This is a genomic window from Chryseobacterium gallinarum (genome assembly GCF_001021975.1).
Lineage (GTDB): Bacteria > Bacteroidota > Bacteroidia > Flavobacteriales > Weeksellaceae > Chryseobacterium > Chryseobacterium gallinarum.
This window is the reverse complement of record NZ_CP009928.1, coordinates 1,130,083-1,143,160: the sequence shown is the minus strand read 5'-3', so window position 1 is coordinate 1,143,160 and position 13,078 is coordinate 1,130,083. Positions and strand designations below refer to the sequence as shown.

Sequence of the window (13,078 nt, the reverse complement as noted above, 5' to 3'; positions counted from 1 at the left end):
GATTAATACAAAATATTAAACGAAACTATGAAGAAAATTTTTACTTCTTTCTTTTTCTTTTGTTTGTTCGCAATAGTCCCGTCACAATGGACAGTTACATCCGGGGAAAAAGGCACTAAAAATAGTTCAACGGGCAGGAACTATTATACATTAGATATCTCATTGTTAAAATCTCAATTAGCAAAAGCACAGGAAACAGGGAAAAATGCAAAACCTGTAGTCATATCTTTACCTACGTTAAATGGAAAATTGGAAAAGTTTTCTGTGTATAGTTTTCCGGTAGTAGTGAAAGAATTAGCAGAACAATATCAATTGAGCTCATATGTAGGGGTAGGGATTGATGATCCTTCCAAATATGTAAGGTTCAGTTTAGCTCCTGATGATTTTCAATCTATGATTATTAAGGAAGGAGGATATGAATTCATTGAGCCGGCCAATACCAGTAAAACAGTTTACAGTGTTCATCAAAAGACAGAAGGAGGTAAAAAAGGTTTCCTATGTTCAACAGAAGAATCCGATGCCAGTAAACATGAAATAGAAAAACTTTATCAGGCAGGATCATCTTTTAAAAATCAACCGGGCGATTTTGCCAGATCTTCAGATAGAAAATACAGGACACTAAGGCTAGCCTTAAGTGTTTGTGGTGAATATACCCAATACCATGGAGGAACTGTAGCAGGAGCACTAGCCGCTATGAACGCAACACTTACAAGAATAAACGGGGTGTATGAAAAAGATTTTGCAGTACATCTGAACCTGCAAAATTATCCAGGCTTAATTTATACCAATGCAAGTACTGATCCTTATTCTTCAACGGAAGGCGGAACTGCAAATGGTATTGTAGGTTGGAATTCTCAGGTGCAGAATGTAATTACTTCAGCAGTTGGAAATGCAAACTATGATATAGGGCATTTATTTGCTCCTCCGGGAGCAGGAGGAAATGCAGGATGTGTAGGTTGTATATGCCGGGATAATGTGTCACCTGGAACCCATGATAAAGGTTCTGGTTGGACCTCTCCAGGCAATAGCCCTCCTGTCGGGGACAAATTTGATATAGATTATGTAGCTCATGAAATTGGCCATCAGCTGGGAGGAGTACATAGTTTTTCCTATTCAGCTCCTCAGTTGGGCTCTTCTACCAGTGTGGAACCAGGATCAGGATCCAGTATTATGGGGTATGCCGGTATTACGGGAGCAACTACAGATGTGCAGGCGAATTCTGACCCTTATTTTAATGTTACCAATATTACCCAGATTCAGGCAAATCTGGTCAGTAAAACATGTGATGTAGAAACAAATATTATAAATACCCCTCCGGTAATTGCTCCACTTACGACATATAATATTCCAAAAGGGACGGCTTTTGTTTTGACAGCATCTGTTACAGATGCTGAGAATGATCCTATGACCTTTAATTGGGAAGAAGTAGATATTGCTAACGAAGTAATAAATAATGCCAATTTAGGAAATACTGCAACGGGGCCATCTTTTAGATCCGTAGCACCATCTAATAGTCCTACCCGTTATTTTCCAAGACTGTCCTCAGTACTGGCTGGCGTTTTAAACAATTCCAATAACCTATGGGAAGCTGTATCTACTGTTGCAAGAACAACCAAGTTTACAATAACAGCAAGAGATAATAATCCAGTCGCCAATCAACAGCAGACTCAGAGTGCAACACAAACTATTATCGTAGGAAACAACGGCCCGTTCAAAGTAAACCCTGCTACCATCTATAATAATGGTCCTACCAGCGTAACCTGGGACGTAATGAATACCAATGCGGCTCCTTATAATGTTGCAAATGTAAAAATAGATTTTACTACGGATAACGGAGCAACCTGGAACGTCGTTGCGGCTTCCACCCCCAATGATGGAAGTGAATCCCTGGATTTCAGTTCTTTCCCGTTAACAGTTGGAGGAACTGCAAAAATTAGGATAAGCGCAATCAATAATGTATTTTATGCAATAGGAACAGCCGCGATAGATACTTTACCGGTCTGTACCACCAACCCTCCGGGAGGAGTGCAGGTGTCTGCTATAACGCAAACTATGGCAACAGTTACCTGGAACCCTTCATTCAATGCTACATATGTGGTTCAGTACCGGGTAGCAGGAACTGCAAACTGGACTACCTATACGCCGGCACCTACAACCAATACGGTAACGCTTACAGGTTTAACAGCCGGTACCCACTACGAAGTCCGTATAGCAAATGTATGTTCAGGAGTTACGGGCAATTTTTCTGCCATTACAGTTTTTATGACTCCATATTGTCCGGCTACTTCCAGCAATACCGATCTGGGCTACATTTCAAACGTAACGGTGGTGCCTGTGAATTCTTATACAATGAGCAATAGTTCAGGAGCAAATAATTATACAGATTATTCCGGTGATACAACAAAACTAATTACCCTGGTAAGAGGAACGGTAAATAATAGTATTACTGTTTCAAAATCATGGCCTGCCGGTTTGAGCAGTAAAGCAGTAAGTGTATGGATAGATTTTAATAAAAACGGAACCTTTGAAACCAGTGAAAGAATTCTAAATGGTGCCAATAATACAACGACTCCGGTGACAGGAACATTCACGGTACCTGCAACAGCTTACGCCGGTCCGTTGACAACCCGTATGCGGGTAGTATTGAGAGATTCGAGTTCACCAAATGCCTGTGGTACTTTTACGAATGGAGAAGTAGAAGATTATGCCGTGAAGCTGATTGACATGCAGCCGTGTACAAATGCAGCTCCTTCCAACATCAGCATTACAAATCTTACTCCTACATCAGCCAATGTTTCCTGGGCAGCTACCACAGGGGCTACTTATGTGTTAAGATATAGAAAAGTAGGGACAACTGCATGGACTACTATAAATCCTGTTCCGGCACCAGGTAATAATTATACTATTTTGAACCTGACAGAACAAACCCAATATGAGGTTCAGGTATCTACAAAATGCAACGGAACACAAGGTGCATTTTCTCCTTCTCAACAATTTACAACCCCTCCGTTGTCTTATTGTCCAATGACGGGTACAGGTACTAATGAGCATATTTCAAATGTGACCGTTACGCCGGTAAACCCTGCATTGCCGGTTATGAGTAACAATTCTGTACAAACCAACTATATAAGCTATACTACACCGGCTACTTTAATTACCCTGGAAATTGGTTCTGTGAATAATAAAATTTCGGTTTCAAAAGGCTGGACAGGCACCACCAATAATGCCGCAGTTACAGCATGGATTGATTTTGACAGAAACGGACAGTTTGATAATTCGGAAAGAATTTTAATTTCTTCAGCGAATACTACAACACCTGTTACTGCAACATTCCCTGTCCCGGCAAATGCCTATTCGGGACCTTTGACGACGACAATGCGAGTGGTATTACGACGTACAAGTGCCCCTGTGATGTGTCAGAATGCTATAAACGGTGAAGTAGAAGATTATGCTGTGAAACTGAAACCTTGTAGTACAGCAACACCAACCGGGTTGACATTTACTACAATTACTCATAATTCTGCAGTTGCTAACTGGTCGGCAGCAACAAATAATCTTACCTACCTTTTACAATACAGAGTACAAGGTACAACAACATGGACAAGTGTATATGTTTCGAATGTTCCCTATACATTAACAAACTTACTTCCATCCACCACCTATGAAGTACAGGTTGCAGCGAACTGCGGAATTACTCCGGGTACATTTACCCCTATTAATACTTTTACTACAAGATGCGATCCCGCTCCTCCGAACGTTACTATTAGTAACATCACTGCAAATTCAGCCTTAGTAACCTGGAATCCGGCCATAGCGGGCGTATCCTATATTATGCGATGGAGAAAAGTTGGAACAACAGGATGGCCGAATCCGGTAATATCACTGCCTGCATCTCCCGCTAATACCTATACATTGGGTGGCCTGGACCCTTATACTACCTACGAAGTACAAATTGCCAGCCAGTGTGCCGGAGAAAGCTCTCCGAATCCATATTCAAACCCAAAAGTATTTACAACAGAAAGAATATGTGAACTTCCCCCGCCAGGGCTGACAATTACTCAATTATTGCCTACAACGGCAGACATTAAATGGGATCCTTTCCCTGGGGCAACATATATTTTAAGGTATAGAAAAGTAGGAATTCCAAGCTGGACAACCATTCAGGTGCCAACCAATACTTATAAACTGACCGGATTAACAGAATTGACGAAATACGAAATGCAGGTTGCCAATATCTGTAACGGAACACCGGGAAGCTTTACCCCTCCGTATTATTTCACTACTCCTACGGTGACTTACTGCATAATGTCATCCGTAAGCTCCGCAAGTGAGCATATTTCCAAGGTTACTGTTAAACCAAATGGTAAACCCGTTATGGAAAATACTTCCGGTGCATCTACGTATACCGATTATACCGGGGTGCCCAAAACTTTTATAGAGCTTATCCAAGGATCTGTGAATAATGAGATCACTATAGAAAAGAAATGGACGGGAACAAATCATAATGAGGGAATAGCCGTTTGGATTGATTTTAACAGAAACGGTGAATTTGATATCAATGAAAGAGTATTTACTTCTCCTCCTAATACCACCAGCCCGGTAACAGGAACATTCAGTGTACCTACAGATGCTTTTGTAAGTATGACAGACTATAAATATGTCGTTATGAGGGTTGCTATGCAAAGAGATGGAATTCCGGTGAATTGTGTCAATTTTGCGAATGGAGAAGTAGAGGATTACTCCGTAAGGATTTCCAGAAAGGTTATTCCTAACCCTATCAATCAGACCGATATTCTTATTTATCCTAATCCGGTAAGTTCAGTATTGTACGTCAAGAATATCAGTAAGAAAGCGAATTATAAGATTTATGATGCAGTGGGCCAGGTGGTAGCTAATGGTATATTACTGAACAATCAGATCAATGTAAGCAGATTGATTAATGGAGTGTATATCATTGATATCGATGACAATGGCAGGACAGCGCAAAAGAAATTCATCAAAGAATAAGCATTATTTATATGGTAAAAGCCCTCTTATATGAGGGCTTTTGCTTATCAATAAAACTCGTCAGAAACTTTTCTGACGAGTTTTTATTATTCAATATTAAACACAATCCTTTCGGTCTGCTCTTTTAGTTCTTCCAGATTGGTATTGTTATAAATGATGCAATCTGCCATTTTAATTTTATCTTTCTCAGGCATTTGTTTTTCCATAACGGCTTCTACCTCACGATAGGTTTTACCATCCCTGTCCATTACCCTTTTGATTCTAATATTATCTTCAGCAGTTACCAAAAGGGACTTATAACACTGCCTGTTGAGCTTTAATTCAAATAGCAAAGCGGTTTCTTTAAAAACCAGATATTTCGTCTGCTTTCTTACCCAATCTTCAAAATCAAGGCGTACGGCAGGATGGATGATTTCATTGAGCTGATGAAGCAATTCTTTATTGTTGAAAACTTTACCTGCAACAAACTTCCTGTCGTAAAGACCGTTCTCATCATAAGCCTCATCTCCTAATAATTCCTTTATTTTTATTTTCAAATTCTCATTGTCATTAACAATGGTTTTAGCTCTGTCATCAGAATAATACACCGGAAAACCGAATTCTTCAATAAACCGGGCTACTGTTGTTTTTCCTGAGCCGATACCTCCTGTTAACCCAATAATTTTGGGCGCTGGTTCAGGTTCTTTTTTTTGTGTTTCTGAATGCAATTCTTCCATAATCAAAAATTAATATCCAAAAACATCATTAAAACTAAACGTCTCATCAAGTCTTACCCCTTTGTCTGTCATTTTAAGACTTGCCAGCTCGTTATGAGCATCGTGCTCAAAGAACAGGAGGTATTCATTATCTACACATTGTTTAAGGAACTTTCCTTTTTCTTCCAATGTTAAAAGAGGTCTGGTATCATATCCCATTACATATACCTGGTTGATATGGCCTGCGGTAGGAATAAGGTCTGCTGCAAAAACAACTGTTTTCTCCTGATATTGAATGACAGGAAGCATTTGCTTTTCAGTATGTCCGTCTACAAAGATCACGTCCATTTTAAGATCGGGAGCAAAACCGTAATTTCCCGTGGCAGGAAGAGGTAAAAAGTTCAACTGTCCGCTTTCCTGCATCGGAATAATATTTTCTTTCAGGAAGCTGGCCTTTTCTCTTGCATTAGGTTCTGTTGCCCATTGCCAGTGATTTTCATTCGTCCAGAATTGTGCATTTTTAAAAGCCGGTCTGTAGCCGGTTCTGTCATCATTCCATTCTATAGCACCACCACAGTGATCAAAATGAAGGTGGGTAAGGAATACATCTGTAATATCCTCTTTTACAAAACCGTATTTCTTTAAATTTTTATCCAGGTTATCGTCTCCCCAAAGAGAGTAGTGTCCAAAGAATTTATCATCCTGTTTGTTGCCAAGGCCACAGTCTACCAGGATTAGTTTTTTGCCGTCTTCTATGAGCAGGGAACGGGTTCCCAGTTCGATCAGGTTTTTTTCGTCTGCCGGATTTGTTTTTTCCCACAGACTCTTTGGGACGACTCCAAACATTGCACCGCCGTCCAGTTTAAATTTTCCACATTGTATTGGATATAGCTTCATATGTATATTTTGATTATTTTTTCATTAGTTTCATTTTCTCAGCAATTTTCCTGGCATTATCATCCGCCTGCTCCAGATGGGAAATGATATTCTGAAAATCATTTTCTTTTCTATTTTGAGACAGCTTTTGCTTGATAAATATTTCTGTCGGAATGATTTTAATGCCCAATGCTCCCTTCATTTCCTTTTCCACAAATTCTTTTCCCATATCTTTCACCATCATAGGACACTGCTGGAATTTTTCATATTTTGAGGTTAGCTTTTCCAAATGAATATACAGTTCATTATTGCTCATCAATTCAACTTTTCCGTAAATCTGTACTGCTTCATAATTCCATGTAGAAACATTGATATGGTCATACCAGCTGCTGGAAATATAAGTGTGGGCGCCAAGAAAATCACAAAGGACTTCATCTCCGTTTTTTAAAATTTTTGCCTGAGGATTAGCCCTGGAAATATGGGTTTCAATATAAGCATTTTCAGGATCATCCTCGTTCAGCATCATCATGGAATGAGTCGCACGAATCTTATCAACAGATGAAATAAGCAATGCAAAAGCATTTTCTCTGATAATTTCCTTCATCAGCTGCTTATCATCACTTTTGTATAATTTAGGTACAAACATTTACTTTTAGCTTAAATTTAACTTTAATCCTTAAATCAGAAAAGTTCTCCGGGATTTTTTGGTCTTGTAATATTTAAATGCTGATATGCTTTTTCTGTTACTTCCCTTCCCCTTGGTGTCCTGATAATAAATCCCTCCTGGATCAGAAACGGCTCGTATACCTCTTCCAGGGTTTCAGGATTTTCCCCTATGGAAGTTGCCAGTGCGGAAATTCCTACAGGCTTTCCTTTGAAATTCTCGATCATGACACGCATGATTTTGTTATCCATTTCATCAAGGCCAAACTCATCCACATTCAAAGAATCAAGAGCATATTTTGTAATATTGATTTCAATTTCCCCATTACCTTTGATCTCCGCAAAATCACGTACCCTTCTCAGCAGCGCATTGGCAATTCTGGGAGTTCCCCGGCTCCTTCTTGCAATTTCTATGGCTGCATTTTCATAAATAACCACCCCCAGAACTCTGGAACTTCTCTGAATAATCATAGACAAAAGTTCGATAGAATAGTATTCCAGCCTGCTTTGAATACCGAATCTGGCAAGCATAGGCTTTGTAAGCATTCCGCTTCTGGTGGTTGCTCCTACCAATGTAAAAGGATTCAGTCCGATTTGGACACTTCTGGCATTGGGGCCTGTCTCCAGCATGATATCGATTTTATAATCTTCCATGGCAGAATACAGGTATTCTTCCACTACCGGAGATAAGCGGTGGATTTCATCAATGAAAAGTACATCATTTTCTTCCAGATTCGTTAATAATCCCGCTAAACTTCCGGGTTTATCCAAAACAGGTCCTGAAGTAATCTTACAGTTGACACCAAGCTCATTGGCAATAATATTAGCTAGCGTAGTTTTCCCTAAGCCCGGCGGACCATGTAACAGGACATGATCAAGTGCACCGCCACGCCTCTTGGCAGCAGTAACGAAAACTTCAAGGTTTTCCAGCGTTTTTCTCTGCCCCGCAAAATCCTTAAAACTCTGGGGACGTATCTGTTCTTCCTGCATCAGCTCCTCGCGTGAGTAGTTTTCCTTATCTGGATGTAAAAAATCTGGCATTAATTCATTTCATTTACCTCAAAGATAGGAAATTTAGGTTAAGGTTGAAAAGTTGAAAGGTTCAGATTGAAGCTGAGCTGTATGTTGAGGTTGAAATGTAACGGATAAGACTTAAATAATTGGGATATTTTAAGTATTTTTGAGAGGAAAATAAAATTTGAATTAACCTTAAACCGGTAAAATTCATTTTCTAACCTTTAGCCTAAAAAAATGAAATTAATAGGACCATTCAAACAGATGGTGACGCTTGCCAACTTACCATTGAGAGGGAAACTTACCGACGAACAGCTTGAAATAATTGTTGATGGAGGAATTGTAGTAGATAACAATACGATTCAGAAAACCGGAAATTTTGAAGCATTAAAAAATGAAAATCCTGCAATAGAAATTGAAATAATCGAAGGTGAACAAGTAGCTTTGCCGGCTTTTGTGGATGCTCATACCCATATTTGCTTCGGAGGAAACAGGGCCAATGATTTTGCCATGCGTAATGCCGGAAAAACCTATCTGGAAATCGCCGAAAGTGGAGGTGGAATCTGGAGCTCTGTACAACATACCAGAAATGCGTCAGAAGAAGAACTGTTAAAAACTTTGCTGGAACGTATCAATTTCCTTATTGACCTGGGAATTACAACCATTGAAGTTAAAAGCGGGTATGGCCTTGATGTGGAGAATGAATTGAAAATGCTCCGGATCATCAAAAAAGCACAAGAGTATACCCGGGCAACATTGGTTCCCACTTGTCTTTCTGCCCATCTGAAACCAAGGGATTTTGAAGGCAGTAACCAGGAATACCTGCAATATATCCTCACTGAAATCCTACCAAAAGTAAAAGAGGAAGGCCTGGCAAACCGTGTAGATATCTTTATTGAGAAATCTGCTTTTCAACCGGAAGAAAGTAAAGAATTCTTACTCAAAACTAAAGACTTAGGTTTTGAAATTACCGTTCATGCAGATCAATTTACTCCCGGAAGTTCAAGAATTGCCGTAGAAGTAGGGGCAAAATCTGCAGACCATCTGGAAGCTACCATTGATGAAGATATTGATTATTTAGCACAATCCGATACTGTGGCGACCGCTCTTCCTGGAGCCAGTTTGGGATTAGGAGAAAAATTTACACCGGCGAGAAAGCTATTGGATGCAGGAGCCATAGTAGCCATTGCCAGTGATTGGAATCCCGGGTCAGCACCTATGGGGAATTTAATTACACAGGCTTCGATCCTGGCGGCTTTTCAAAAATTATCAACGGCTGAGGTATTAGCAGGAATAACTTTCCGTGCAGCTTTTGCCCTTAACCTTGAAGACAGAGGAAAACTGGAAACTGGTAAAAAAGCTGATTTTGTGACTTTCCCAACTAATAATTTCCAGAATGTGCTTTATAATCAGGGAAGTTTGAAAGCAAAGCATGTTTATATTGATGGCCAAAAAGTAATATGATGGGATTATAAAGCTTTTTGCATTTTTTGTATTTATTTAAGAATCCTTATATTGTGCCACGATTGCCGTTGACTTGTTTTAAAAACAGCGATTTTCAATAGTTCTTAAGTACACAACAGACAGGGCGGAAACCTGGATATTTTCCCCTTCTTAGTACTTTTATTACAGCTATATCTTATACCAGGAAGGCTTATCAATACTATTAAATACGAAAATATAAAAGATGAATTTTCAACATGTCAGATCTACTTTTAACAAAGGGGTCACTATTCCGAGTTTGATTTTTATTATAGGAACCTGTTTTCTTTCTGCTGTTTATCCTAAACCGACGGAAAACATTCTGAACGAGATCAAACAATTTATATTTGTTAACTTAAACTGGGTATACGTTTGGTCTGTAACGCTTTTTGTGATCTTTTTAGTGTACCTGCTATTCAGTAAATATGCGAATATAAAGCTGGGTGCTAATGACAGTAAACCGGAATACTCATTCTTCTCATGGATTTCGATGTTGTTTGCAGCAGGAATGGGAATCGGTCTGATATACTTTAGCGTGGCTGAGCCAATGCAGCATTATTCCTCGGAGGTTTTTGCCGATAACCATTATGTAAGCAGGGCCAAGCAGGCACAGTTGTACACGTTCTTCCACTGGGGAATCCATGCGTGGGCTATCTATGGGGTGGTAGGACTTTCATTATCTTACTTTGCCTATCGTTACCGGTTGCCTCTTTCATTAAGAAGCTGCTTTTATCCTTTACTCAAAAATAAGATTAATGGGAAATGGGGAAATGCAATTGATGTTTTTGCCCTTTGCTGTACTTTTTTTGGAATTACCACTACTTTGGGATTTGGAGTGGTCCAGATCAGTTCCGGATTGAACATTCTTCATGTCACTCCTGAAAATAGCTTCACGTATCAGGTTATCATTGTGGTGTGTCTGGTTTCTATTGCTGTGATTTCAGCAATCTCAGGAGTAGGAAAAGGAGTGAAAATATTAAGTAACATTAATGTGATCAGTGTTATAGGACTTTTATTGTTTGTACTGATATTGGGGCCTACAGTTTATCTGATCGGAAGTTTTACTGAAGGTCTGGGAAATTATATCAATAACTTTTTTAACCTGACCTTCAATACCCATGTGTATGAAAAAAATGCATTGCCATGGTTCTATGACTGGACGATTCTGTACTGGGCATGGTGGATTTCGTGGTCTCCGTATGTAGGATTATTTATAGCGAAGATTTCCAAAGGAAGGACAATCAGGGAATTTATCCTGGCTGTTTTGATATTACCGACGTTGTTCAATTTTATCTGGATGTCTGTATTTGGAAACAGTGCAATGTGGTTTGATCTGAACATCGCTGATGGGCAGTTAAGTAAATTTGCTGCCGATCCGGATGCATTAATGTTCAGGTTTTTAGAATACATGCCATTTTCGTCTTTTACCGGTTTCTTTGTCATTCTTATCATCCTTATCTTTTTTGTAACTTCAGCAGACTCCGGGATATTTGTAATGAATAGCATCGCTACCAAAAATGCCAACAAATCTCCTAAATGGCAGATTGTCTTCTGGGGAGCATTATTGGCTGTCTTATCCTTATTGTTGCTGAACGTGGGTGGTTTAAAAGCCCTCCAGAGTATGACCCTGATTACGGCATTACCTTTTTCCGTTATTGTGATTTTATTTATTGTCAGTTTGATGAAAGGTCTTAGTATTGATCAGAAATACTATGACAGAAACTTTTCAGCCTCTACAGTTCCGTGGTCCGGTGAATTCTGGAAAGAACGTTTAAAAAATATCGTTTCCTTTAAAGACAACTCTTCAGTAGACCATTTTATCCAGGTAAAAGCAAAAGAAGCATTTACAGAGTTGAAAGATGAATTTGCAGCCAACGGAATTGAAGCCAAAATAAATCAGTATGAAAACCCTGTCAGGTTAGAAATAGAAATCCATCAGGGTGTTGTTAATAACTTTATTTATGGGATTAAAAACCAGGTGAAAACCGTATCCGAATACATCATTAACGAAGAAAACCTTCCTGATCTGGAGGATAATAAAACCCATTATCCAAGATCCTACTTCGGAGATGGGAGGGAAGGGTATGATGTACAATACTTCACCAAGAATGAACTGATCTCGGACGTATTGAAACATTACGAGCGTTTTCTGGAAATTGTTTCAGAAGAACGGAATGAAATGTTTATCAGCAGTAATGCCAATCAGAAAAAGGAATAAAAAAATGATCTGTTTTTCTTATAATGAATGATTTGTATAATATATCAAAGGTGTTTTTTTATCTAAACAATATTAGTTAGCTTTACTGGAAATAATGATGTAACTAAAATTGAATTTTAAGGAATTATGTTTCAAAATATTTGGCAGGGTAGATTGGATGGCGAAGAACTTCTTTTCCACAGACTATTTCAGAGAGTAAAAGAAGAACACAATTACGATAGTATTTCAACGAATGATTTCGTTCTGCACGGTTTTGCCGTTGACGAAGGAGTGAGAAGAAACAAAGGTCGTCAGGGAGCCAAAGATGCTCCGGATGTGATCCGTAAAAATATGGCTAATTTTCCTGTAGTTCTTCCCGATTTTTCATTGCTGGATTTTGGAAATATTACCTGTGATGACGGTAATCTGGAGAATACCCAGAATACCCTAGCGAAAAATGTCTCAAAAGTCCTTTTAAAAGGAGGAAAATCTCTTGTATTAAGCGGAGGTCATGAAGTGACGTATGCTCATTATCTGGGAATAAAAACGGCCTTTCCCGAACAAAAAATAGGGATCATTAATATTGATGCCCATTTTGATAACAGGCAACCAGAAAAAGGTGTAGGTGCAAGTTCCGGGACCGGGTTCTGGCAGATTGCCCAGGAAGGCCCGATCAATTCTTTACATATAGGAATCCAGAGAAACTCCAATACACTGAAACTTTTTGATACAGCACATCAGTACGGAATGAAATATATCCTTGCTGACGAATTATTTTTTGAAAACCTTCCCTCTATTTATCAGCGTATTGATGACTTATTAAACCATGTAGACTTTGCCTATCTCACCATTTGTATGGATGTTTTTAATGCTTCTATCGCGCCAGGGGTTTCAGCTTCGGCATATAATGGTATCTTTGCAGACGCAACTTTTATGCATTTTTACAAGCATATTTTAAAAAATAAAAAACTTATTGCATTAGACGTGGCTGAAGTTAATCCGTCTTTTGATATTCAGGATAGAACGGCAAGACTGGCTGCCTGTCTGGTGAATGAATGGCTGATGATTTAAGATAAAACTGTATTCTTCCGATAGAGAAAATCATTTTTAATTTCCCCTTAAGGAATGGAATTTGCTGCTTTTA

8 protein-coding genes are annotated in these 13,078 nt (G+C 39.0%); 4 read left to right on the top strand and 4 right to left on the bottom strand.

Features of this window, described 5'->3' with window-relative positions:
• The first annotated feature begins 27 nt into the window (after window positions 1–27).
• Window positions 28–5,007 (top strand): GEVED domain-containing protein, encoded by a 4,980-nt coding sequence (locus OK18_RS05210; protein ID WP_053327330.1) that lies wholly within the window; start codon window positions 28–30, stop codon window positions 5,005–5,007.
• Between the two features lie 86 nt (window positions 5,008–5,093).
• Here the strand turns inward: OK18_RS05210 and coaE are convergent, their stop codons facing one another.
• Genes coaE through ruvB form a run of 4 tightly spaced genes read right to left on the bottom strand, consistent with a single transcriptional unit; the run spans window position 5,094 to window position 8,282 of the window.
• On the bottom strand, window positions 5,094–5,723 hold the full coding sequence (gene coaE, locus OK18_RS05205; RefSeq protein WP_053327329.1) for a dephospho-CoA kinase: 630 nt from the start codon (window positions 5,721–5,723) through the stop codon (window positions 5,094–5,096).
• Between the two features lie 9 nt (window positions 5,724–5,732).
• Complete coding sequence (locus OK18_RS05200) at window positions 5,733–6,599, bottom strand: MBL fold metallo-hydrolase (protein ID WP_053327328.1); 867 nt, start codon at window positions 6,597–6,599, stop codon at window positions 5,733–5,735.
• Window positions 6,600–6,612: 13 nt separating this feature from the next.
• Window positions 6,613–7,224, bottom strand: a complete 612-nt coding sequence (locus tag OK18_RS05195) for an FMN-binding negative transcriptional regulator (RefSeq protein ID WP_053327327.1) — start codon at window positions 7,222–7,224, stop codon at window positions 6,613–6,615.
• A 35-nt stretch (window positions 7,225–7,259) separates the two neighbouring features.
• Window positions 7,260–8,282: a Holliday junction branch migration DNA helicase RuvB gene (ruvB, locus tag OK18_RS05190; protein WP_053327326.1), complete on the bottom strand. Its 1,023-nt coding sequence runs from the start codon at window positions 8,280–8,282 to the stop codon at window positions 7,260–7,262.
• A 210-nt stretch (window positions 8,283–8,492) separates the two neighbouring features.
• Here ruvB and hutI point away from each other — a divergent pair, with 210 nt between their 5' ends.
• From hutI to hutG, 3 genes are all read left to right on the top strand, one after another.
• Window positions 8,493–9,719, top strand: a complete 1,227-nt coding sequence (gene hutI / locus OK18_RS05185; RefSeq protein WP_053327325.1) for an imidazolonepropionase — start codon at window positions 8,493–8,495, stop codon at window positions 9,717–9,719.
• A 223-nt stretch (window positions 9,720–9,942) separates the two neighbouring features.
• Entirely contained in the window at window positions 9,943–11,955 is a 2,013-nt protein-coding gene (locus tag OK18_RS05180) for a BCCT family transporter (protein WP_053327324.1), read from the top strand.
• A 126-nt stretch (window positions 11,956–12,081) separates the two neighbouring features.
• Complete coding sequence (gene hutG, locus OK18_RS05175; RefSeq protein WP_053327323.1) at window positions 12,082–13,005, top strand: formimidoylglutamase; 924 nt, start codon at window positions 12,082–12,084, stop codon at window positions 13,003–13,005.
• The last annotated feature ends 73 nt before the right edge of the window (window positions 13,006–13,078 follow it).